At 59.1% G+C, this 22,957-nt stretch carries 19 protein-coding genes and 1 tRNA gene; 17 read left to right on the forward strand and 3 right to left on the reverse strand.

The features are described 5' to 3' along the window. Positions 1-19 precede the first annotated feature (19 nt). Positions 20-2,458, reverse strand: a complete 2,439-nt coding sequence (gene nirB, locus HOP44_RS08625; protein WP_172252441.1) for a nitrite reductase large subunit NirB — start codon at positions 2,456-2,458, stop codon at positions 20-22. Between the two features lie 557 nt (positions 2,459-3,015). On the opposite strand from nirB, the gene HOP44_RS08630 reads away from it, so the two are divergent. The 10 genes from HOP44_RS08630 (at position 3,016) to HOP44_RS08675 (ending at position 11,832) form a co-directional block, all read left to right on the forward strand. Then, positions 3,016-4,128, forward strand: coding sequence for a GntR family transcriptional regulator (locus HOP44_RS08630; protein WP_172252443.1), 1,113 nt, complete (start codon positions 3,016-3,018; stop codon positions 4,126-4,128). Positions 4,129-4,337: 209 nt separating this feature from the next. Then, a tRNA-Leu gene (locus tag HOP44_RS08635) sits at positions 4,338-4,421 on the forward strand. Positions 4,422-4,650: 229 nt separating this feature from the next. After that, positions 4,651-7,209: an excinuclease ABC subunit UvrA gene (locus HOP44_RS08640; RefSeq protein WP_172252445.1), complete on the forward strand. Its 2,559-nt coding sequence runs from the start codon at positions 4,651-4,653 to the stop codon at positions 7,207-7,209. A gap of 168 nt (positions 7,210-7,377) precedes the next feature. Further along, a complete protein-coding gene (locus HOP44_RS08645; RefSeq protein WP_172252447.1) occupies positions 7,378-8,001 on the forward strand; it encodes a 50S ribosomal protein L25 in 624 nt (207 codons plus the stop codon). A gap of 263 nt (positions 8,002-8,264) precedes the next feature. Beyond that, a complete protein-coding gene (locus HOP44_RS08650; RefSeq protein WP_172195447.1) occupies positions 8,265-8,552 on the forward strand; it encodes a Dabb family protein in 288 nt (95 codons plus the stop codon). 36 nt (positions 8,553-8,588) lie between these two features. Continuing rightward, complete coding sequence (locus tag HOP44_RS08655) at positions 8,589-9,011, forward strand: HepT-like ribonuclease domain-containing protein (protein ID WP_172252449.1); 423 nt, start codon at positions 8,589-8,591, stop codon at positions 9,009-9,011. Between the two features lie 55 nt (positions 9,012-9,066). Further along, complete coding sequence (locus tag HOP44_RS08660; RefSeq protein WP_172252451.1) at positions 9,067-10,182, forward strand: DUF4261 domain-containing protein; 1,116 nt, start codon at positions 9,067-9,069, stop codon at positions 10,180-10,182. A 212-nt stretch (positions 10,183-10,394) separates the two neighbouring features. Continuing rightward, positions 10,395-11,201 (forward strand): glutamate racemase, encoded by an 807-nt coding sequence (gene racE / locus HOP44_RS08665; protein WP_172252453.1) that lies wholly within the window; start codon positions 10,395-10,397, stop codon positions 11,199-11,201. A 70-nt stretch (positions 11,202-11,271) separates the two neighbouring features. Continuing rightward, positions 11,272-11,577, forward strand: coding sequence for a HesB/IscA family protein (locus tag HOP44_RS08670; protein ID WP_172252455.1), 306 nt, complete (start codon positions 11,272-11,274; stop codon positions 11,575-11,577). Between the two features lie 27 nt (positions 11,578-11,604). Continuing rightward, positions 11,605-11,832, forward strand: a complete 228-nt coding sequence (locus HOP44_RS08675) for a YuzB family protein (protein ID WP_172195442.1) — start codon at positions 11,605-11,607, stop codon at positions 11,830-11,832. Between the two features lie 146 nt (positions 11,833-11,978). Here HOP44_RS08675 and HOP44_RS08680 read toward each other — a convergent pair whose 3' ends face one another. Beyond that, on the reverse strand, positions 11,979-13,994 hold the full coding sequence (locus HOP44_RS08680) for an LTA synthase family protein (RefSeq protein ID WP_172252457.1): 2,016 nt from the start codon (positions 13,992-13,994) through the stop codon (positions 11,979-11,981). 18 nt (positions 13,995-14,012) lie between these two features. Further along, the gene (locus tag HOP44_RS08685) at positions 14,013-15,158 is read right to left on the reverse strand and encodes a THUMP domain-containing class I SAM-dependent RNA methyltransferase (protein ID WP_172252459.1); all 1,146 of its coding nucleotides are present in this window, start codon (positions 15,156-15,158) and stop codon (positions 14,013-14,015) included. A gap of 266 nt (positions 15,159-15,424) precedes the next feature. On the opposite strand from HOP44_RS08685, the gene HOP44_RS08690 reads away from it, so the two are divergent. From HOP44_RS08690 to HOP44_RS08720, 7 genes are all read left to right on the forward strand, one after another. Beyond that, on the forward strand, positions 15,425-16,081 hold the full coding sequence (locus HOP44_RS08690; protein ID WP_246369690.1) for an O-methyltransferase: 657 nt from the start codon (positions 15,425-15,427) through the stop codon (positions 16,079-16,081). Between the two features lie 184 nt (positions 16,082-16,265). Beyond that, the gene (gene hemE, locus HOP44_RS08695; RefSeq protein ID WP_172252461.1) at positions 16,266-17,336 is read left to right on the forward strand and encodes a uroporphyrinogen decarboxylase; all 1,071 of its coding nucleotides are present in this window, start codon (positions 16,266-16,268) and stop codon (positions 17,334-17,336) included. An 82-nt stretch (positions 17,337-17,418) separates the two neighbouring features. Next, positions 17,419-18,372 (forward strand): ferrochelatase, encoded by a 954-nt coding sequence (hemH, locus tag HOP44_RS08700; RefSeq protein ID WP_172252463.1) that lies wholly within the window; start codon positions 17,419-17,421, stop codon positions 18,370-18,372. Next, the gene (gene hemG, locus HOP44_RS08705) at positions 18,365-19,801 is read left to right on the forward strand and encodes a protoporphyrinogen oxidase (protein ID WP_172252465.1); all 1,437 of its coding nucleotides are present in this window, start codon (positions 18,365-18,367) and stop codon (positions 19,799-19,801) included. Before hemH ends, hemG begins: the two co-directional genes overlap by 8 nt. A 198-nt stretch (positions 19,802-19,999) precedes the next feature. Next, positions 20,000-21,313 carry a CapA family protein gene (locus HOP44_RS08710; RefSeq protein ID WP_246369691.1) on the forward strand — a complete coding sequence of 438 codons (1,314 nt, stop codon included), beginning with the start codon at positions 20,000-20,002 and terminating at the stop codon, positions 21,311-21,313. Between the two features lie 27 nt (positions 21,314-21,340). Next, positions 21,341-22,117 (forward strand): glycerophosphodiester phosphodiesterase, encoded by a 777-nt coding sequence (locus HOP44_RS08715; protein ID WP_172252467.1) that lies wholly within the window; start codon positions 21,341-21,343, stop codon positions 22,115-22,117. 46 nt (positions 22,118-22,163) lie between these two features. Beyond that, the gene (locus HOP44_RS08720) at positions 22,164-22,784 is read left to right on the forward strand and encodes a fumarylacetoacetate hydrolase family protein (RefSeq protein ID WP_172252469.1); all 621 of its coding nucleotides are present in this window, start codon (positions 22,164-22,166) and stop codon (positions 22,782-22,784) included. Positions 22,785-22,957: the final 173 nt, after the last annotated feature.

A 22,957-nucleotide genomic window follows, 5' to 3' on the forward strand; every position in this document is an offset into this window, starting at 1 on the left:
AGCTCCTCTCGAAATCTGTTTAGGCTTGCGGCACGGCCGGTTTGGCCGTTTCGAACAATTCGCTGCGCAGTTTTTTGTCGTTCAATACTTGTTTCCACGGATCTTCGACGAAAGTCAGGGCATGTTCGATGCTGTCGACCAATTTTCGGCGATTTTCGGCGTCGGCAACCGTTTTGGCGTAGATATCTTCCAGCCCGATCCGTTCTACCCATTCCGATGTCCGCTCCAGGTAGTTGCCGGTCTCCCGGTAGTACTGCATCACGGCGGCGACCGTGTCGGTCAGTTCCTCGTCCGTTTTCACTTTGCAGAGCGAGTCGGCCAGGCGGGCTTTGATCCCGCCGTTGCCGCCGACGAAGATTTCCCAACCGCCGTCATTGCCGACGATGCCGATATCCTTGGTGCACGATTCCGCACAGTTCCGCGGGCAGCCGTTGACGGCGATTTTGAATTTGGCCGGGAAGTCGAGCCGTTCGAATTTGCGTTCGAGCATCGCGCCGACCGCCATGGAATCCTGCGTGCCGAAGCGGCAGTACTGCGAACCGACGCATGTTTTGACGGTCCGCAGCGATTTGGCGTACGCATAACCCGAAGGCATATCGAGTTCTTCCCAGACTTTCGGCAGGTCTTCTTTTTGGACGCCGATCAGGTCGAGACGCTGTCCGCCGGTGACTTTAACCGCTTTAACATTGTATTTGACCGAAACGTCGGCGATTTTCTTGAGGTCTTCCGGAGTCGTGACACCGCCGTACATTCTCGGAACAACCGTGTAGGTTCCGTCTTTTTGGATATTGGCGTTCATGCGTTCGTTGACGAAGCGCGATTCTTTCTCGTCTTTATGTACGCCCGGATAGATGACGCCCAGGTAGTAGTTGACGGCAGGGCGGCACTTCGAGCAGCCTTCCGGGTTGTGCCAATCCAGAACGTGCATGACTTCTTTTGTCGTGCGCAGGCCTTTTTCCTTGATGCTGGCCACGATCTCCTGGCGGCTCATCGGCGTACACCCGCAGATACCGGTCTTGACCGTTTTCTGGAAACCGTCCCCGAGAACGAAGCTGAGGATTTGTTCGACAACCGGTTTGCAGCCGCCGCACGAGCCGGTCGCTCCGGTGCAGGCTTTGATTTCGTCGACAGTCGTCAGGCCTTTTTCCGTAATGGCGTCGACGATGGTTTTTTTGGTGACGCCTTTGCAGCCGCAGACGATTTCGTCGTCGGCCATCTTCTCAACAGCCGCCGTCTTGGACTTGCCGCCGCAGTGGCCGCCCGTACCCATCAGATCGCCGTAGATTTCGTCGGTCATCTCCGCGGCTTCACGAACGTATTTTTGCAGCGAAGCCGATTCCGTGACATCGCCGAACAGGACGGCACCGACGATTTTGCCTTGATCGAGCAGGATCTTTTTGTAGGTGCGTTTCCATTCGTCTTTGGCCGCGATAACCGTATGCCGGGGACCTTCGATAAATTCGCCGGCCGAGAAAACGTCCACGCCGGAGATTTTAAGTTTGGTCGAGGTGATCGAACCGTTGTAGCCTTCCGTTTCGATGCCGCAAATATGTTTCGCAAGCACGCTGCCCTGCTCGAAGAGCGGAGCGACAAGGCCGTAGCACATGCCGCGGTGCTCCGCGCATTCGCCGACCGAGTAGACGTCGGGAGCCGAAGTGCGCATAAAGTCGTCGACCAGGATGCCCCGGTTGGTCTCGATGCCGCTGACTTCGCCGATCTGTTTGTTCGGACGAATGCCGACGGCCATGACCACGAATTCGGCTTCGATTTCTTCACCATCCGTGAATACCAGTTTGCGTACGCGGTGGTCGCCCTGCATTTCCGCTGTCGATTTGCCCATCGCGAATTTGATGCCCCGGCGTTCCAGCTCGGTCTTGAGCATGGCGGAAGCCTGGCTGTCCAGCTGGCGTTCCATCAGATCGTCCATCAGGTGGACGACGGTGACGTCCATGCCGAGACCGACGAGGCCTTTGGCCGCTTCGAGACCCAGCAGTCCGCCGCCGATCACGGCCGCTTTCTTGTACTGCTTCGCGGCGTCGAGCATCTGGTCGCAGTCCGCGATATCGCGGAATCCGACGACGCCTTCGCGTTCGCTGCCGGGAATCGGAAGCATCAGCGAATTCGAACCTGTGGCGATCAGCAGCTTGTCGTAAGACCGCGTCAGGCCTGTATCGGTAAGAACCGTTTTGCCCGCCGTATCAATATGAGTCACCGTTGTGCCGGTATGCAGCGTAATGCCGTTCTCCTTATACCAGCTCCAGTCGTTCAGCACGATATCTTCGAGGGATTTGCTGCCTTCGAGAACGTACGACAGCATGATGCGGTTATAGTTGGGATAGGGTTCGCTGCCGAATACGGTAATCTCGAAACGGTCGGTCAGTTTCAGAATTTGTTCCAGCGTGTTGATGCCGGCCATGCCGTTGCCGATTACGACGAGTTGTTCTTTTGCGGTGTTCATAAGAAAAGGCCTCCTTGGCGTTTGAATTCGGTGAGAAGGAGAGACGCTTCCGTAGGAGCAAGCGATTCGCCGGGTTAATGTGATAATCTTCACAAGTTAATTCTTGGGAAACGGCGGGGCCGGAAGATCCGGTAAGCCGCCGCTATTTCAAATTTGATCGAACTTACAATCTTATTATATTTAATTAAAATTCAAAAGATTTGTGATTGTAATCACATTTTTTGTGAATTTTTCTACTTAAAATTGTCACAACTTTTTTGAGTTCCGTCAAAGTCCGGTTTGAAGCGGGATTTACCGGGTATTTCGGACAGAGTTATTTCTAATTTTATAGGTCGGGATCTTTTATAAATTGTTTAAGGGAAACGGATAAAAAATCCCCCTTCTGCCTAAAGCGCTTAAACCGCGGATTTCGCTTGCATTATCAAACAGGCGGCTTTAAAATTTGATTGTACGTACAACTGGGCGGAATCCAGAGTCTGCTTTGCAGATCGACTTGGCTTGCCTAAGCAGGGTTGTTGTCGAAAAGAAGTTCGAACCGCAAATACAGACCGAGGTGAATGAAGATGAACAAGCGGCTTCCCAAATATATGATCTTAAAAAATGAACTCTTGAGCTGGATCGAAAGCGGAAGGCTGTCGCCCGGAGGCCAGGTGCCGTCGGAAAACGAAATCGCTGAACAGTTTTCACTCAGCCGCCAGACCGTTCGCCAGGCCTTCTCGGAACTCGAGCGCCAGGGTCTTCTTGAACGGGTGCAGGGCAAAGGGACGTTCGTCCGAAGAGCCGGCGTTCGGGACGAAGCGGCGCAGCCGAGAACCATCGGTATCGTAACCACGTATATTTCCGACTATATCTTTCCGCATATCGTGCGCGGGGCGGAAGCCGAACTGCGCAGCCGCGGTTACCGGCTGCTGCTGGCCAGCACGGACAACGACAAGGAGAAAGAAATGGAGTGCCTGCGCCTGATGCTGAGCGAACCGCTCAGCGGCTTGATTATCGAACCGACCAAAAGCGCCGAAGGCAATCCCAATCTGCCGTTCTACCTGTCGATGCAGTCGAAGAATCTGCCGTTCCTGATGATCAACGAAAGCTACCGCGAACTGGAAGTGCCGTGTCTCAAAGTGGACGACGAGCTGGGCGGTCTGACGGCGGCCCGTTATCTGATCAAACAGGGACATACGCGGATTGCCGGCTTTTTCAAGACGGACGATCTGCAGGGTGTCAACCGTCTGCGCGGATTCATGCATGCGCACCGGGAAGCGGGCATCCCGCTGGCTCCCGATCATGTCGTCACGTATACGACGCCGCAAAAAGGCGATCTGCCCCTGAAGCGGGCAAGAGAACTGCTCAAAGGTCCGGATCGTCCGACGGCGCTTGTCGCCTACAATGACGAACTGGCCGTTCCGCTGATCCATGCCGCGCGGGAGCTGGGCCTGTCGATACCCGGCGACGTGTCGGTCGTCGGCTTCGACGATTCGGCCCTGGCGCTGGCCTCCGGCATTCCGCTGACGACGCTGACCCATCCCAAAGAAGAGATGGGCCGCGAAGCGGCGAGGCGGCTGATTGCCATGATCGAAGGCGGATCTTTGTACCCGGCAGGCGGTGCGGAAGACAAGCTCTACATTCCGGAATTGATCGAGAGAAATTCGGCGGCGCAGCCGCGGCGCGGATAGAAGGCGTGCCCGGGTCATCGATCGGCATCTGCAGGCCGCCGTTTTCTTGCTTGTCCGATCCCGGTCCCCGTCCCCGCATCGGGCAGAATTCGCTCCCGACAGAGTTCCCTTTGGTAGGAGAAACGATTTTTCTTGCCAAAAGGCTTGCCATCCGCCTGCCGTCTGTGTTATATTATTCGGGCAGGGCAAAACGCCCGGTTCACTATTATGCGGTCGTGGCGGAATTGGCAGACGCGCACGGTTCAGGTCCGTGTGGGCTAACCCCCGTGGAGGTTCGAGTCCTCTCGACCGCATCACGTTTGATCGAAAGCCGTCGGTTTCCTTTTGGGAAATCGGCGGCTTTTTTTGTTTTTTCAGATGGGATGCGGCGGTCCGCAGGCGCCGGCTGATTTCCTTTCCGGCAAATGAGGTAAAGATACCAAGGCAACGGGATCGACTGTCGATCCCGCCGGAGTATGAATCAAATTCGCAGTGCGAACCTTCATTAAGATGAAGCGCCAAGCACCAAGGAGGACCGCCAGCATGAGTGTATCCCATCGTTCCCATTTATCCGAATCCGATCGCGATCCCCTCGATATGATCCGCGTCCGCGGAGCCAGCGAGAACAATTTGAAAAACGTCGACCTCGATATTCCGCGCGATGCGCTCGTCGTGTTTACCGGCGTATCGGGCTCGGGCAAATCGTCTCTCGCGTTCGGCACGCTGTATGCCGAAGCGCAGCGGCGCTATCTGGAGTCCGTCGCACCGTACGCCCGCAGGCTGATCCAGCAGGCCGGAACGCCGAAAGTCGAAAGTATCGAAGGACTGCCGCCGGCGGTCGGGCTTCAGCAGCAGCGCAGCGTTCCGCAGGAGCGCTCCACCGTGGGCAGTCTGACTGCCATCTCCAATGTGCTGCGCATGATGTATGCGCGTGCCGGCGATTACCCGGCGGGGCAATCGGTGCTGTACGCCGAAGATTTCTCGCCGAACACGCCGCAGGGAGCCTGCCCGAAGTGTCAGGGGCTCGGCCGGATCTATGACGCGACCGAAGCTTCCATGGTCCCTGATCCGAGCTTGAGTATCCGGCAGCGGGCGATCGCTTCTTGGCCGGGCGCGTGGCACGGACAGAATCTGCGCGATATCCTGATCTCGCTCGGCTACGACGTGGACAAGCCGTGGCGCGAACTGCCGCAGCAGGACCGGGACTGGATTCTGTTCACCGAAGAGAAGCCGTCCGCTCCGGTCTACCCGGATCTCGATTACGCAGAGATCCAGGCAGCGATCGCAGCCGGGCGGCGGCCGGATTACATGGGCAATTATACCGGCGCGCGCCGGCAGCTGCTGCATATGTACGCTTCCGCCGACAATCCGGGACGCCGCCAGCGGCTCGAACCTTATCTGGTCGTCGGTCCCTGCCCGCTCTGCCACGGAAAAAGATTGAAGCAGGAGGCGCTGTCCGTAACGTTCGGCGGACTGGACATCGCCGATCTGTTCCGGCTGCCCGTCACGGAACTGAAGGACAGACTGGAAAAAGCGGTGTTGGCCCATGAAACGCCGCAGCCCGATGCCGTACACCCAAGAGCGACGGAAAAAGCGCTGATTGCCCGGCGTCTGGTAGAAGACGCGGCGGGGCGGCTGGATCGGCTGATCGCGATCGGCGTCGGCCATCTGTCGCTGGACCGTCCGGCACCGACGCTGTCTTCGGGTGAACTCCAGCGGCTGCGCCTGGCGACGCAGCTGATCTCCAAGCTGTTCGGGGTTGTGTACGTGCTGGACGAGCCGTCGGCCGGTCTGCACCCCGCCGACGGCGAAGCGCTGCTGGAGTCGCTTGCGGCGCTGCGGGACGCGGGCAACTCGGTATTTGTGGTCGAGCACAATCTCGACATCATGAAGCATGCGCAGTGGCTGGTCGATATCGGACCGGAAGCGGGCGAACGCGGAGGACGGGTGCTGTACAGCGGGCCGCCCGCCGGCTTGGCCGACGTGGACAACTCGGTCACGCGGCATTATCTGTTCGCGGAGTCGGCTTCGGCGCTCAGAGAACGCCGGACGCCGGAAGGCTGGCTCAAGCTCAAGGGAGTTTCTTATCATAACCTGAACGGATTGGACGTCGAGATTCCGCTCGGATGCCTGACGGCCGTCACCGGCGTATCGGGTTCGGGCAAGTCCAGCCTGATTTCCGGCGCGCTGCCGGCGCTTCTGGCGCCGCATCTGGGCAGCCTGCCTGCCGAATCGGCGGAAGAAGAGGAAAAAGAAGAACCGGGTGAAATTTCGGGCGAAGTCGGAGGAGACCTGAATTCCCTGCGCCGCCTCGTGCGGATCGACCAGAAGCCGATCGGCCGGACGCCCCGCTCGAACCTGGCGACCTATACCGGATTGTTCGATCACGTCCGCAAGCTGTTTGCCGCCGCGCCGCTCTCCCGGGAGCGGGGGTACAAAGCGGGCCGTTTTTCTTTCAACGTGGCGGCCGGACGCTGCCCGTCCTGCGAAGGGCAGGGCTTCGTCCAGATCGAGCTGATGTTCCTGTCGAGCCTGTACGTGCCCTGTCCGGAATGCGGGGGAGCGCGTTATAATGCCGCGACGCTCGAAGTGACGTGGAACGATTTGACGATCGCGGACGTGCTGGCACTCACCGTGGAGGAAGCGGTAGACGTCTTCGCGGAGCAGCCGGCCATTTCGCGGCCGCTGTCGGTGCTGCTCGATCTCGGACTCGGCTATCTGAAGCTCGGCCAGCCCGCGACGGAACTGTCCGGCGGCGAATCCCAGCGGATCAAGCTTGCGGCCGAACTGCAGCGCACGCAGCGCGGCCGGACGCTCTATCTGCTGGACGAGCCGACCAACGGCCTGCATCCGGTCGATGCCGACCGCCTGCTGCGCCATCTGGACGCGTTGGTGCGCGCCGGACATACGGTGGTCATGGTCGAGCACAATATGCGGATCGCGGCCCAGGCCGACCGGATCCTCGATATCGGTCCCGGAGCGGCTGCGGAAGGAGGGACGGTCGTGGCGGCCGGTACGCCGGCAGAGGTGGCGGCGTCCACAGGCAGCCGGACCGCTCCTTACCTGCTCGAACATCTCGCGGCGGATTCGCCCGCAAGCTGAAGCCGCGCAGCAAGAAGGCGCCCTGTTTTTCGCGGATTCGCCACCTTGTGATACAAGTTAGCTTCTTCGGGGTAATAGAGTAAGGTGAAGACGAAGGAGGGCACGGCCTGGCCGGTGCATCATCCCTTTCCCAAGTCGATTTGTCCAATTCCAAGGAGGTCGAGTAATATGAGTAAAGCACTTGAAGCTGAGAAAAGAACCGGTTTTAAACGTTCCGATATGAGAGTACTGCGCGAGAGCGGACGTGTTCCGGCTGTCGTATACGGCAAGAAAGCGGACGGCATCGCCGTTCACGTTGACGGCAAGGATCTTCTGCGCCACGTGCAAAGAGGCGGCGCCGACATCTTCTCGCTGAATGTAAAAGGCGGTTCGGCATCGCAGGTCATGATCAAAGACGTGCAGCGTCTGAACGGACGGATCATTCACGCCGATTTCATTCAGATCGACAAGAATACGCCGGTTCGCGCATCGATCGCGATCGATTATCAAGGCGAAGCGAAAGGCTCGAAAGAAGGCGGGATCTTCCAGATTCAAGCCAATGAGCTGGAAGTCGAAGCGCTTCCTGACGATCTCCCGCAATCGCTCGAAATCGATGTCACGCACCTGGAAATCGGCGACAAACTGACGGCGGCCGATCTCAAGCTGGACGATAAGGTCAAGCTGGTTTCTTCCGAAGACGAAATTCTGGCTTCCGTCGTGGTACCGCAGGTCCTCGAGGAAGACACGGAAACCGCAGGCGAAGAAGCCGAAGTGGCTCCGGAGCGCGTAGGCGACGAAGAGAAAAGCGAATAACACGAAGGCTGGGGCGGATCGATCCGCCAAGCCGTCTGCAATCAAACGGAGAACCGTTTTCCCCCGGGGGAAAGCGGTTTTCTGTTTTGGCGTACGTTCTGCAAGAAGCCGGGCGCCCCAGCAGGTTTTGCGAGGCCGGCCGCTTTTTTCGGGAAATCGCTTTCCCCGTTTTTGGCTGTAACCGCTCACCTTATGATATAGTTTCTTTGTGAGCTTTTTCTGAAGCCTGAACAGCCCTATACTGCATCGGGAGATGAGAAAATATGATCAGACATATCGTTTTCTTCAAATTGAAAAACCGTTCGCCGGAAAGCGTAGCGGAAGCGGCGGACGTGCTGCGCAGCATGGAAGGCAAAATCGAGCAGGTCAAAACGCTGGAAATCGGAACCGATATTTTGCGTTCGGAGCGTTCGTTCGATATTGCGCTGACGGCAACCGTCGATACGCTGGACGATCTTCAGGCGTATACGACGCATCCCGTCCACCAGAAGATTATCGAATACATCAACGGCGTCAAAGAAATCTCGCTGGCGGTCGACTACGAAGTCTAGTCGGCGTAAGCGTGAAAGACACGGGGGGGACCGGTAGTGTATTACGTGAATCGGGAACAAATCGAAAAAAGGCTGCTGTCGCTGCCGCAGACGATCGAAGCGATGCGTCTGGTCGCGGCCGAATGGGAAGGGTCCCTGCTGCAGGGACTTGCCCAGGAACGGGCTCTGCATCTGGCGCTTGAAGCGGTAACGGACATCGGAAGCTATCTGATCGACGGCTTTATCATGCGCGATGCGGGCAGCTATGAAGATATTATCGATATTATCCACGGGGAGTCGGTGATCGACGACGGGCTGCACGAGCAGATGCGGCAGCTGGTCCGACTGCGCCGCCCGCTGGTACAGGATTACTACGAGTGGGACCGGGCGGCGCTGCATCCGCTGACGATGGAACTGCCCGCCGCACTCGAACGGTTTGGGGACCGGGTCAACCGGTACCTGCTCAGCGAGCTTGCCTAGAAATGCCCGCATTGAGCATGCAGACCCGACAGGACACGGAGGAGGAAGCTGGACTATGGCCGATTCGGCAGGACAACCAAGAGAAGGCAAACGAATGAAACCGGGGTTTCTTCCGGTGTACGCGGTAGAGCTGCTGTTCCGCGAAGAACCGAAGCTCGATGTTTCGAACATTTTGCATAATATTCATCACCGCATCAAAAGAACCGCCATCAATACGGGACCGTTCCGCGAAACGGAACAGGTGGAGAACGAAGCGCTGCAGCGCAAAGAAACGACGGGCAGCGACAATTTCGAGCTGGCGGCCGTTTTTTACCATCCCGATTATTCTATCGCTTTCACCGATGCCGAAGTTCCGGCCCAGACCCGGCTGTTCCAGCCGAGGCCGATCCGCGAAGAATTGAATTGGGACAGCGTGCTCCAGCAGAGTTGGAAATGGGAAGGCGGAGCGAAGCGGCTGGGAGAATACCGCTACGCGGTTACGCTGTGCGACTGGTATGCCGCCATGCTGCCGTTTGTCCGGCGGATGGAGATGTTCCAGGCCGTACTTGCAAGCGTCATCGAGACGACGGGCTGCGACGCCGTGTACTGGCAGCCCAGCGGGCAGCTGGTCGACGCGGGCGCGTTCCTCACGGCCTATCCGACCGAGCCGCTGTACGGGGCGCTTAACGTGCGGGTGTACCAGATGCAGCGCCAGGACGAAGTGCTGGTCGATACGCTGGGCCTGAGTTCGCTCGGGATCCCGGATATTCAATGCCGGGTCGTGGGACTGACGCCCGACCGGGTCATTCCGATGATCTACGGCGCTTCCTATTATCTGTACGGCAGCGGCGGCGAAGTGGCGGACGGCCAACTGCTCGGCGGAGCGGGACTGCGGTGGCTGTGCGAACAGCAGCCGTCCGTATTGGCACCCGAGCGGATCGTCGTCGATCTGAATCCGGGGCACCCGTATTACGCGGGAACGCAGACCGAAGATCCGGTCGGTTTTGAACCGGAAGAGGAAGAAGAAGACGAGGGATCGGGTTACCGGCTGCGCGAAGAAGACGGCACCGAGTTCCGTTCCGAACGCGAATACCGGATACAGGAGCAGAAAGCGTCTCCCCCGGGCAGCCGGAATTCGGAAGAACGGGAAGAAGCGGGCGCTTCGAACGGAAACGACGGACGGCAGTCCTAGATATCCGGCCGCGTCTTCGAACGTTCTCTACTGCGGAGGACTTGGATTTCGTCCGCTTCGCGATAAAGAAAACCCCAAAAAGCCGCTTGCGGCAGCAACAGCGCTTCGCTATGATAGGGATTAGACTTAATTTCAACCCCGGTCCGGACCTGGCGGCAAGGCTGCGCGAAGTCCGGATGCCCGGGAAAACGATATGAAGGAAGCGTGTACTCGTGCAGCAAGCTATTGCGATAATGGATTCGGGAGTCGGCGGCCTGACCGTGGCCAGAGAGGTCATGCGTCAGCTGCCGAGAGAGCAGATCGTCTATTTCGGGGATACGGCGCGTACGCCTTACGGCCCGCGGAATCTCCAGGAAGTTCGCGCATTTACGGAGCAGATCGTCGATTATTTGATGACGTTCAATCCCAAGATGATCGTCATTGCCTGCAATACGGCTACGGCCGCGGCGCTGGAGACGATTACGGCGAAAGTCGATATTCCGGTCGTGGGCGTGATTCATCCGGGAGCGCGCGCGGCCATCAGCAAAGCGAGCAGCGGCATGATCGGGGTAATCGGGACCAAAGGAACGATCGACAGCGGGGCCTACGCCCAGGCGCTGAAGCAGATTTCGCCGTTCGTCAACGTGGTGAGCCGCGCTTGCCCGCCGTTTGTCCCGTTGGTCGAACAGGGACATTTCAGCGGCCGCGCCACTTACGAGATCGTCAAGAACGAGCTGCTGCCCCTGCGTGCCCTGCCGCTGGACTGCCTGATTCTGGGCTGTACGCATTATCCTTTTCTCGCGGACACGATCCAGCGGGTCATGGGGCCGTCCGTCAGCCTGATCAGTTCGGCCGAAGAGACGGCTCGCGAAGTCAGTACCCTTTTATATGAAAAAGGACAGCTGGAAACCGGAGACGCCATTCCCGTACATCGGTTCCTGCACAGCGGCGAATCCGATATGTTCGAGAAAATCGCGCAAAAGTGGCTCGCCGAGTATATCGCAAGAACCAAAGCCATCTGGCAGGTCGCGTCGTTCTGATGCCAAGCTGCCGGATCGGCCTTATTCCATTGCAAGCCTCGGCTGCGGCCGCAGGCGGAAGGAGACTGTCATGAAAGTCAAAATCACGCGCAACGCCGCGAAGAAACTGCTGGAAGAACTGAACAAGGAAGAGAACAAGGATATGAATATCCGCGTTTTCGTGACGCATTCCCACGGCGACCACGCCCACTACGGCATGGATCTCGACAAGCAAAAAGACGGCGACGAACGCGTTTCGACGGACAAGGACATCGACGTGCTGCTGGACGCCAGCGAACCGATGCTCGACGGAATCAAGATCGACTATCTGTACAGCGCCCAGGAAGAAGGGTTCGTGATTACGAATCCCGCCATGGGCAACCACGGCGACCACTAGGGTCTGCCATAGAAGAAGGGAACAATCATGGCCAACGATATTCGCGTTTGCGATAAATGCCAGCATGTACGCATGAAAACGATCGTGCCGAAGCTGAAAAAAATGGCGCCCGACGCCGAGATCAAAGTCGGCTGCAAATCGTACTGCGGTCCCTGCGGCAAGCGGGCGTTCGTCTTTATCAACGGACGCTATGTGAGCGCTCCGACGGAAGACGAAGTCCTGGCGAAAGTGGCTCCTTTTATCAAAAAAGCCTGACCGATTCGGCGCTTGGCGCCGTTTGGTCCGCCCGAACCTACAGCAAAAGCCCCGAAATCCGTTTAGACGGAATTCGGGGCTTTTGCTATAGAGGTTAACAGGGATGAACGGAATCCGGCAGGCCGCCGAAATCGCCGTCTGTCCGCTTAACGGACGGCTTCCCGGTCGCTTTTCAACTCCGGAATCAGATCGCGGGAGATCACATCGTCGGAAATGGACAGCCGTTTCGAAGCTTCTTCGAAGCCCTCGCGTGCCCGTTCGACATCAGTCTGCTGCCGCTTCTTCAGATCGTAGCAGATCCCGTTCTCGAATACGCCGTCCGCGGAAGGGGTGTAATAGATCTCTCCGTCGGTAAAGGCGCCGCTGCGCAGCACGACCAGTCGATTCCCGTCGGCGCGGCGGTCAAGCAGATCGTTGCCCATCAGGAAATAGTCTCCGGCGTCGATCCCGAGCAGCGGGAGCAGCGTCGGCATCAGATCGAGCTGCCCGCCCGGTTGGTCGTACGTGCCGGCCAGCGCGCTGTCCGGCAGATGGACCAGCAGCGGAACCTGTGCCATCAGCTGTCCATAATCGAATTCGGACAGCTCGCGGCCGAGCAGCCGGCCCGCCGCTTCGCGGTCGTCCAGCGAATAATCGTGGTCGCCGTAGAAGACGAAGATCGTGTCGTCCCAGAGTCCGTCCTCCTTCATTCGGTTCACCGTATCGCCCAAAGCCGAATCCACATAATGCACGGACTGGAGGTAGTCGCCGAACGTTGTGCCCGCATATTCGCCGACATCGAGCTTTTCTTCTTCTTTCAGCGCCAGGTTATACGGATGATGGCTGGACAATCCGATCAGGAACGAGTAGAAAGGCTGCGGCGTATCTTCCATAAAGCCGACCGACTGGTTCAGGAAAGAACGGTCGCCCAGCGACCAGCCGAGCGGTTCGTCGATCTGATAATCTTTTTCCGTATAAAAGCGGTCGTAGCCCATCTCCTTGTACATGCGGTTGCGGTTCCAGAAGCTGCCGTCGTAGGCGTGGTAGACGTTGGCCGTGTAGCCGTGCTCCTTGAGGATCGACGGCATCGTATCGAACGCGTTGTCCGCATAGCGGATAAAGACCGAACCCGAAGGCAGCGGATGCAGGGAGAAGTTGGCGGCCAGATCGGCATCGGAGGTGCGTCCCTGACCCGTCTGATGATAGAAATTGTCGAAGTACAGACTGTCGCTCCGGAGCGCATCCAGATTCGGCGTGATCGGCTGCCCGTTTATTTTTTTGCCGACAAAAAAGTTCATAAACGCTTCGCCCTGCACCGTGACGACGCTGCTGCCCGCATATTTGCCGAAAAGTTCGCCCGAATGCGAGCGCTGCTGCCGGCTGGCGGCATACCAATCGCGGATTTCGTCCAGGCGTTCCGCGGGTAGATCCCGGCCTTTGCCGATGGCCGTCTGTGCGTACCGGTAAGCGTCGATCCCGTGAAAAGCAAACAGACCCGTTACGTTGTACAGGGACATGTTCCACCAGTTGTTCTCCAGCAGATTCTTGGCCCAGGTCTGGGAAGCGTGGCGGATCGGGAAAAAGGCGGCGGAGAACCCGATCGCAAGCACCAGCAGGCCGGCGGCGAAGCGCTGCAGGAGCCGCACGCTGCGGCGCGAACGCGTCTGCGTGCCGGCTCCGACAGCGGCAGAGGCGCCGGAGAAGTTCCTCCGTCCGCGGCGCCGGCCCGACCAAGCCCACAGCGCGGCCGCCAGCAGAAACGGCCAGTCGGCGAACAGCCACAGATCCCGCCAGCGCAGCAGTTCGGCGATACTGCCGCCCAGCGATTCGACCTGCCCGGCCTGAAGCAGCACCGGAACGGTCAAGAAGTCGCCGAAGTAGCGGAAGTAGACGAGATCGGAGAAGATCAGCGCCGTCAGCAGCAGGTCGAGCAGGGCCAGGGCAAACAGACGTCCGCCGGGCATCAGCCAGAATACCCAGAACGACAAAGCAAGCAGGCTGCCGGCCGCGATCAGCGTGTCGGTCCCGTTCATGTCGATATAGGGCAGCTGCAGATTGCCGTGCAGCAGGCGCAGCTTGCCGAGCATCAGCAGGACGAACAGGATATAGGCGGCGGAGATATAGAGAAAGCCCGGCTTAAAGCCGGGCTTGTTCCGAGTGTCTCGGATATTCGTTAGGCGCAATGAAAGACCTCCTTGCTCTTAACGGCGCGGAGGCAGCGGTCCCAGGAACTGCAGGAACTGGCACTCGATGCGTCCGTTGTACAGCTTGCGGCGTTTATCGGCTTTTTTGCCGAAATTCTGTTCGAAGTTTTCCGTCGGCGTGATCGCGAAGAACGACCAGTCCTGCAGATCGAGCGCAGCGCGTCCGAGCTGGCGGATCATCTTCTCGACTTCGTCTTCTTCGCTCAGCCGTTCGCCGTAAGGCGGGTTGGTGATGACGCAGCCGTATTTGCCTTCGGCTTTGAAGCGGGCGACCGGCTGCGCGGTAAACGTGATCTCGCTGCCGAGCCCGGCGCGCTTGGCGGAAGCCCGGGCGATCTCGATCGCTTCCGGGTCGATGTCGCTGCCGCCGATGTTCAGCGGGATATCGTCGCGCACGGCGTCGAACGCTTCTTCGCGCGCCTGCGCCCACATCTCTTCGGGCACGAAGTCCCAGCGTTCGGACGGGAAGCTGCGGCGCAGTCCCGGCGCGATGTTCCAACCGATCAGCGCGGCTTCGATCGGCAGGGTACCGGAACCGCAGAACGGATCGTAGAACGGACGGTGCGGACCCCAGCGGCTGAGCAGGATCAGCGCGGCGGCCATCGTTTCCTTGAGCGGCGCTTCGACGGTCGTCTTGCGGTAGCCTCTCTTATGAAGCGAAGGGCCGGTCGTGTCGAGCGTGATCGTCGCCACGTCGCTGAGCAGCGAGACTTCGAGCGTGTACAGCGGGCCGTCTTCGTCGAACCATTCGGTGCCGTACGATTCTTTCATTTTTTCGACGACGGCTTTTTTGGTGACGGATTGACAGGCGGGCACGCTGGACAGCTGCGATTTGTACGAACGCCCGTTGACCGGGAATTCGCCGTATTCGGGAATGAAGCCCGCCCAATCGACGGCTTTGACGCCCTGGAACAGATCTTCGAAGGTCAGCGCGGGGAACTCGGCCATTTTGATCAGGACCCGGTCGGCCGTGCGCAGCCACAGATTGGTGCGGCAGATGTCGGCGGGTGTGCCGGTAAAGGTGACGCGGCCGTTCTCCGTACGTGCGTCGGCGTAGCCGAGGTCTTTCAGTTCGCGTGCGACAACCGCTTCGATGCCCATCGGGCAGGTGGCGATCAAGGTTAAAGTTTCTGGGATTCTCATAAATTCAGCTCCGTTTAATAATAAAGATAAGAGGCTTCGGTCAGCCGGTTCCGGGCAAAAATCATCGGTTCCGCGCTTGTGCAGCCTGCAGGAAAATCGTACAATCGTTAGATGGGAAGTCGGAGGACGCCAGCGATGCGGCCGGACGCGGATACGCGTGTCCGGGGCATTCGCGCGCTCAATGCTCAATCTAGTATAGGGGAACAAGGTTCCCGTTACAATAACGGATACCCACAAAGCTTAAGGGAAAATGGAGAGTGGAAAAAATGAACGACCCGCATATGAACGCCGAAGCGGCCGAGGCTTATACGGAAAGTTTGGCGAACGAAGACGAGCTTCTGCTCAAAATCAAGCAGGCGATCCACGATGCGCGGATGCCCGACGTGTCGGTAGCGGCCGGTTACGGGAAGATGCTGACGCTGCTGGTGACGCTGTCCGGTGCCAAACGCATTCTGGAGATCGGGGCGCTGGGCGGATACAGCGGAGTCTGCATGGCCCGCGGCATGGCGGAAGACGGCACATTGACCTCGCTCGAATTGAAAGCCGAGTACGCGGAGATGGCCGCCGGCCATTTGGAGGAAGCCGGTTTCGGCGGGCGGACCCGTTATCTGGTCGGCCCGGCGCTGGACAGTCTGAAAAAGCTGCGCGAGGACGGAGAGACCTACGATTTCTTTTTCATCGACGCGGACAAACTGAATTACGTCAACTACCTCGACATGGCGCTTGAAATGGCGCGGCCGGGTGCGATTATCGTAGCCGACAACCTGCTGCTGCGCGGCCGCACGCTCAATCCGGAGCGCAACGGTCCCGCGATTCTCCGAGTGCGCGAATTCAACCGCCGCATCGCGGAAGATCCGAGACTGATCGGAACGCTGCTGCCCGCCTATGACGGATTTTCGGTCGCAATGGTGAAGAAAGCGTGAACGTTGGATGATAAAGCCGCCGAACCCGTTTCCAAATGTCCGGTTGGGGTGGATAATTAAATAGGTACAAAATCGTCAACGAATCGACGCAAACTCGCCTTGAGAGAAATGTCTTAAAGGCGCATAATTAAAATTGAATGCTTTTACGAAGAGCGATTATCCGGTATTGGAGGACCCCATCGACATGACTTATAACGATCGTTTTATCCGGGCCTGTTACGGCCGGGAGGTAGACCGTCTGCCTGTGTGGTATATGAGACAGGCCGGCAGATACGATCCGGAATATCGCAAGATCAAGGAAAACTATTCGCTGCTCGAAATCTGCCGGCAGCCGGAACTTGCGGCCGAAGTCACGCTGATGCCGGTGCGCAAGCTGGGCGTGGACGCGGCGATCCTGTACTCGGACATCATGAATCCGGTCGCTTCGATCGGCATCGACTTCGATATCGTGAAGGACGTCGGTCCGGTGATCGACAATCCGATTCGCAGCGCGGCCGATGTGGAGCGTCTGCGTCCCATCGACGTGGAAGGCGATCTCGGCCATGTCCTGGAGACGATCCGTATCCTGGACCGCGAGCTGGACGTGCCTCTGATTACGTTCGCCGGAGCTCCGTTTACGATCGCAAGCTACCTGATCGAAGGGCGACCGTCGAAAAATTACATCCGCACGAAAACGATGATGTACAGCGAACCCCAGCTCTGGTTCTCCCTGATGGACAAATTGGGAGACATGGTGATCGCTTATCTGCGCGCGCACGTATTAAACGGAGGGAAAGCATTCCAGCTGTTCGACAGCTGGGTGGGCGCTTTGTCGCCGCAGGATTTCTCGCATTACGTCCTGCCGACGATCACGCGCATCTTCGACGAGTTGTCGGCGATGCCGGAACTTGCGGACGTGCCGAAGATTTACTTCCCGGGCGTCAGCTCGGGGGAACTGCTGCCGACGCTGCGCGGACTGAAAGCGAACGTGATCGGACTGGATTGGAGAGTCTCGATCGCGGAAGGCCGCAGACGGCTCGGAGCGGGCTTCGCGGTGCAGGGCAACCTCGATCCGTTCGTCCTGACCGGACCGCAGGAACTCATTCATGAGCGCGCCGCCCGAATTATCGACGAAGGCGTGCAGGAGCCCGGCTTTATTTTCAATCTGGGGCACGGCCTGTTCCCGGAAGCTTCGCTGGAGAAGCTGCGCGAGCTGACCGGTTATGTGCATGATTACTCCGCGGAAGCTCTGGCTGTCCGAAGCGCCCGGAGCTGAACGGATCGCGCCCGCCGTTTGCTTGACGCGTTGACAACGAAGCCTTGAACGCAAGAACGAGATCGCGAAGGGAGACACGAACATGAAGAAGAAAATCGGGGTACTCGTCCTGTCTTACGGCACGCCGAAGAGCCTGGACGACGTCGAAGCCTACTATACGCATATCCGCCGGGGCAGCCCGCCCGCGCCGGAGCAGCTCAAAGAACTGAAAGACCGCTACGAGGCGATCGTGGGCGGGGTATTCCCGCTGCGCGAAAACACGGATCGCCAGGTGCAGCGCATGCAGGAAGAATTGAACAAGTTCAATCTGCCGGACGCGGAATTCGTCTGCTACCAGGGCTTGAAGCATACCGATCCGTTTATCGAAGACGGCGTGCGGAACATGGCGGCGGACGGCATTAAGGAAGCGGTCGGCATCGTACTGGCGCCGCATTATTCGACCATGAGCGTCGGCACCTACATCAAGCGCGCCAAAGCGACGGCGGAAGAAGTGGGCGTGCAGATGAGCTTTATCGAGAGCTACCATCTGCATCCGAAGCTGATCGAAGCGTTCTCGCAGCGCGTATCCGCGAAGCTTGATCTGTTCGAAGAGATCGGCGCCAAGCGGGACGAAGTCAAAGTGCTGTTCAGCGCGCACAGCCTGCCGGAACGCATCTTGACGATGGGCGATCCGTACCGCGACCAGCTGCTGGAGACGTCGGAAGCCGTCGCGGCCGCGGCCGGCGTGACGAACTGGCAGTTCACCTGGCAGAGCGCCGGACGGACGGCGGAGCCGTGGCTCGGTCCGGACGTGCTGGAGACGATGAAAGACCTGTCCGAACGCGACGTGCGCTACATGCTCGTATCGCCGCTCGGCTTCGTGTCGGACCATCTGGAAGTGCTGTACGACCTGGATATCGAAGCCCAGGAAGTCGCCGAAGAACTGGACGTGCGCGTGATGCGGATCGATTCGCTCAACACGGACCCGCTGTATATGGAGACTCTGGCCGAATGCGTATTGGCCGAATGCCGCAAGGAGGCGCTTGTTCATGGCTGAACCGCGTAAAGTCGTCATTATCGGCGGAGGCCTGACCGGGCTCAGCGCCGCTTTCTATACCCGGAATTTGCTGCGGGACGCGGGCTTCGAGCCGGTCGTGACCGTGCTTGAAAAAGGGAATACGTGGGGCGGCAAGATCGAGACGCTGCACAAGGACGGCTTCGTCATCGAAAAAGGCCCGGATTCGTTCCTGGCCCGCAAGACGGCGATGGTCGACCTGGCCAAAGAACTCGAGATCGATCATGATCTGGTGACGACCAACCCGGAAGCCAAAAAGACCTATCTGCTTCACAAAGGCAAACTGCACGCGATGCCTCCGGGCCTCGTGCTCGGGATCCCGACCCAGATCAAGCCTTTTCTGGCCAGCAAACTCGTCTCGCCGGCCGGCAAGCTGCGCGCCCTGATGGATTACGTCATGCCGGCCCGGCGCAGCGAGGAAGACGAGTCGCTCGGCGACTTCATCGAGCGCCGGCTCGGGCATGAAGTGCTGGAGAACGTCACGGAACCTCTGCTCGCGGGCATCTATGCGGGCGACACTAGGCATCTCAGCCTCAAATCGACGTTTCCGCAGTTCGGCACGGTCGAGCGCGAACACGGCAGCCTGATCCGGGGCATGACGACCGGACGCAAGCCTGTCGAGACGCATACCGGCACCAAGAAGAGCATGTTCCTGACGTTCCGCCAGGGGCTGCAAAGTCTGGTGCACGCACTCGTCAACGAGCTGTCGGGCACGGTCGATCTGCGTGCCAACACGAGCGCGGCGTCGATCGTCAAGCTTGCGGAAGGCGGCTATACGCTGACGCTCGAAGACGGCGGTACACTTGAAGCGGATTCGATCATCGTCACGACGCCGACGTTCGCCGCGTCCAGGCTGCTCTCGCCGCATGTGGATACGGCCGCTCTCGACGCGATCAACTATGTGTCGGTCGCGAACGTCGTACTGGCTTTCGATAAAAAAGACATCCGGACGACCTTCGACGGCTCGGGATTTCTCGTGCCGCGCAAAGAAGGACGGAACATCACGGCCTGCACCTGGACGTCGGCCAAATGGCTGCACACAAGCGCGGACGACAAAGTGCTTATGCGCTGCTACGTCGGCCGCGCCGGCGAGCAGGAAGCGCTCAAGCAGGATGATGCCGGACTCGTGGAACTGGTCCGCAAAGACATCCTCGATCTGATGGGCATCGACGCGCAGCCGCTGTTCACGGAAGTGACCCGGCTGAACCAGTCCATGCCGCAGTATCCGGTCGGCCACCTGCAGCAGATCGAAGGACTGCGCGAGCAGTTGGCGGAGCGGCTGCCGGGCGTATATATCGCCGGCGCCGGTTACGACGGCGTGGGTCTGCCGGACTGTATCCGCCAGGCCAAAGCGATCTCCGCGGAACTTGCGGCAGCGGCGGCTCCGGCCGCAGCTGTCTCCGCCTTGTAAACGGATCTTATTCTTCTTCGCAGCCGCTTCAGCCGTTCCCGTGATCGCAAGATACGGGAGCGGCTTTTTGCTGTGCCTGCCGATTTTGTGTTCCCGGCTTCTCCTTCTGCCGGATAACCTGCTATAATGAACAATAGTTTTCCCAAGAACGGCCGCAGCAAGTCCGCGGACCGAATGAGCGGAAGGAGATTTTGCATTTTGACTGTTCCTGTCCCTTCAAGAACGACCCGGGCCCGTGCCGCCCGCAAGCACAGGCGCCGGGGACTGCTCGTTGTGAATTTGACGCTGTTGATCCTGATCCTGTCGGGCGGGACGCTGCTCTATGCGCGGGAACAAGCCGCGGATGAAGGGCGTACCGCGTCCGCCCTGCGCGCCGCCGCAGCCCGCACGGAAGCGGTCGCGGCCGAAGCGGCCGGCGAATCCGCTCCGGGTACAGCGCCAAGCTTCGAAGAAGCGGATTCGGCCCCTTCGCATCCGGAACTGACCGCCGGGTCGGCGGTAGGCGCGGCGGTTCCGGCCGCCGGCGGACTCGCCGCGGCGGTCGCGGAGCCGACGGCAGGCGGAAGCAAGTCCGTCAGCTTGAACTTCGCCGGAGATGTAATCTTCTCGGGCAAAGTGCAATCCCTGCTGGAGAAAAAAGGCTACGATTATCCGTACGTTTACGTGCGCGACCGGTTTAAGAACGACGATTTGACGGTTATTAACCTTGAAACGCCGGTTACGGCATTGAACACCAAAAGCGCCGACAAAAGCTTCGTTTTCAAATCCCCGCCCAAGGCACTGGGCCCGCTCAAGAACGCGGGCGTCGATGTCGTCAATCTGGCGAACAATCATACGCTCGACCAGGGAATCCGCGGTCTGCTCGATACGATCGCCAACCTGGACAAAAAAGGCATCGCCCATGTGGGAGCGGGCAGAGACGCTTCGGCCGCTTACGCTCCGGTCATTGTCGAGCGCAAAGGCATCAGGATTGCGATCGTCGGGGTCAGCCGCGTGCTGCCCGAGAGCGATTGGGCGGCCGGGACCGGACATGCCGGTGCGGCCAGCGCTTACGATCCGGAAGCCGCGGCGCGCGCCGTGAAAGCGGCCAAACGGAAGGCCGATGTGGTGGTGGCCGTCGTGCATTGGGGCAAAGAGCGGGTCGACAAACCGGATCCCAACCAGACGGTGCTGGCCCACCGGATGATCGATGCCGGAGCCGACCTGATTATCGGCGGCCATGCGCATGTGCTGCAGGGATTCGAGCAGTACAAAGGCAAGTGGATCGCTTACGGCACGGGCAACTTCATCTTTACCCGCTCGGGCAATGCCAAGACCTGGGAGACCGGCGTCTTCCAGGCGGAATGCAAGAAGAACGGGGACTGTTCGCTTAAGCTTGTTCCTTACTGGGCCGAGCTCGGACAGCCCGTTCCCATGAAAAAAGCAGACGCCCAAAAGCTGCTGCGGCGGATCGACGAATTGTCCCCGGGCGTCCGGATCGGCGAAGACGGGCAGGTCCGTGCGCAGAAATAACGTCTGTTCGGATCGGGAGATGACACCATGTTGGACAATCCTTGCGTGGCCCATCGGGGCTTCTCGGGAATAGCCCCTGAAAATACGCTGGCCGCGATCCGGCTGGCGATGAAGATTCCCGAAGTACAGGGGATCGAGATCGACGTTCAGCTGTCGCGCGACGGCGTACCGGTCGTGATTCACGATTTTACGCTCGGCCGCACAACGAACGGCAGCGGAACGGTCCGGGAACATACGTTAAGCGAACTGAAGCGTCTGGATGCCGGAAGATGGAAAGCGAGAGCGTTTGCCGGAGAGCGGATTCCGACACTCGACGAAGTGCTGGAAGAAGTCCGGGGCCGCCTCCGCGTCAATATCGAACTCAAGACGAACAAACAAACCTATGCCGGACTGGCTTCGGCTGCGGTGGAAGCGGTCAGGCGGTGCGGGATGGAAGAGCGGGTGTACTTCACCTCGTTCGAACCGGGGGCGCTGATCGAGGCGCGGCAGGCCGCCCCTTATATCCGGCGCGGGCTGATCGTCGACACGCGTTCGGCGGATCTGGATCGGCGGCTGGACGAATACGGCTGCACCCTGCTGTCGATCAAGCACGGCAGGGTCGATCCGGTCTTCGTCCGTTCCACTCTGGAAAGCGGGATCGGGATAATGGTCTGGACCGTGGACCGGATCCGCCGCATGCGCGAATTGGCTTCCATGCATCCGGAGCTGATGATCTGCACGAACCGGCCCGACCGCTGGCTGCTGGCGCGCAGGCTGCCGCTTCTGAACAGGCCGAATACCCGGCGCCGCTGGCTGGGATTTTGAAGAAACGTTCCGCTCGACTATACTAACGAGAAGGTGGGCCTTGTCCATGATCGCTGTAACGAACGTATATTGTGTAGGACGCAACTACAAGAAGCATGCCGAAGAGCTGGGCAACGACGTACCGACCGAACCGATGATTTTCCTCAAGCCGTCCCATGCCGTCTGCGCGATGGACGACGAAGTGGTCGAACTGCCGCGGGATCGCGGCGAGATTCATTACGAGGCGGAACTGGTGCTGCGGATCGGCCGCGCGTACACGCCGGGCATCCGGGTCGAAGAGATTGCGGCTTCGATCGCGCTCGGCATCGACTTCACGCTGCGCGATGTGCAGTCCAAGATCAAAGCCAAAGGCCATCCGTGGACAGCCGCCAAAGGCTTCCGCAATTCCGCTCCGCTGACCGGCGAGATCGAATTCCCGGAAATGGGCATGCTGGAAGAAGCCTGGTTCTCGCTGCGCAAGAACGGCGAGACCGTGCAGCGGGGCAGTATCCGCAATATGATCTTCGATCTGCAGACCCTGATCGATTATATCGGCGAGCATTACGGTCTCGGAGAAGGAGACCTGATCTATACCGGCACTCCGGAAGGGGTCGGCCCTGCCGTGCCCGGCGACGTGCTGGAATTGTATTGGAACGAAGAAAAATGGGGCGGCTGCACCGTCGGATAGTACCTTGTCAACACTAAAGGTAGGTTTACGCTCCCCTGAGATTTCGTACCTGAAGCGTGTACGAAGTCTCCAACGGAATCGCACCTAAAGCGTGTGCATTTCAGGAAAACGTAAACCCATGATTAAGAGTTGAAAGGGTACTAGACGGATGCCGCCTGCGTCGGGGAGGCGTA

The sequence above is a fragment of the Saccharibacillus deserti genome, assembly GCF_013618475.1.
Classification (GTDB): Bacteria; Bacillota; Bacilli; order Paenibacillales; family Paenibacillaceae; genus Saccharibacillus; species Saccharibacillus deserti.

Bases quoted from the DNA above. Each gene is read 5' to 3' on its own strand.
- HOP44_RS08690 (WP_246369690.1), top strand. From the start codon at position 15,425: ATGAACGACCCGCATATGAACGCCGAAGCGGCCGAGGCTTATACGGAA.
- HOP44_RS08640 (WP_172252445.1), top strand. From the start codon at position 4,651: ATGAGTGTATCCCATCGTTCCCATTTATCCGAATCCGATCGCGATCCC.
- hemG (WP_172252465.1), top strand. From the start codon at position 18,365: ATGGCTGAACCGCGTAAAGTCGTCATTATCGGCGGAGGCCTGACCGGG.
- HOP44_RS08685 (WP_172252459.1), bottom strand. From the start codon at position 15,158: ATGAGAATCCCAGAAACTTTAACCTTGATCGCCACCTGCCCGATGGGC.
- HOP44_RS08650 (WP_172195447.1), top strand. From the start codon at position 8,265: ATGATCAGACATATCGTTTTCTTCAAATTGAAAAACCGTTCGCCGGAA.
- HOP44_RS08720 (WP_172252469.1), top strand. From the start codon at position 22,164: ATGATCGCTGTAACGAACGTATATTGTGTAGGACGCAACTACAAGAAG.
- HOP44_RS08670 (WP_172252455.1), top strand. From the start codon at position 11,272: ATGAAAGTCAAAATCACGCGCAACGCCGCGAAGAAACTGCTGGAAGAA.
- HOP44_RS08645 (WP_172252447.1), top strand. From the start codon at position 7,378: ATGAGTAAAGCACTTGAAGCTGAGAAAAGAACCGGTTTTAAACGTTCC.
- HOP44_RS08675 (WP_172195442.1), top strand. From the start codon at position 11,605: ATGGCCAACGATATTCGCGTTTGCGATAAATGCCAGCATGTACGCATG.
- hemE (WP_172252461.1), top strand. From the start codon at position 16,266: ATGACTTATAACGATCGTTTTATCCGGGCCTGTTACGGCCGGGAGGTA.
- HOP44_RS08715 (WP_172252467.1), top strand. From the start codon at position 21,341: ATGTTGGACAATCCTTGCGTGGCCCATCGGGGCTTCTCGGGAATAGCC.
- nirB (WP_172252441.1), bottom strand. From the start codon at position 2,458: ATGAACACCGCAAAAGAACAACTCGTCGTAATCGGCAACGGCATGGCC.
- hemH (WP_172252463.1), top strand. From the start codon at position 17,419: ATGAAGAAGAAAATCGGGGTACTCGTCCTGTCTTACGGCACGCCGAAG.
- HOP44_RS08660 (WP_172252451.1), top strand. From the start codon at position 9,067: ATGGCCGATTCGGCAGGACAACCAAGAGAAGGCAAACGAATGAAACCG.
- HOP44_RS08630 (WP_172252443.1), top strand. From the start codon at position 3,016: ATGAAGATGAACAAGCGGCTTCCCAAATATATGATCTTAAAAAATGAA.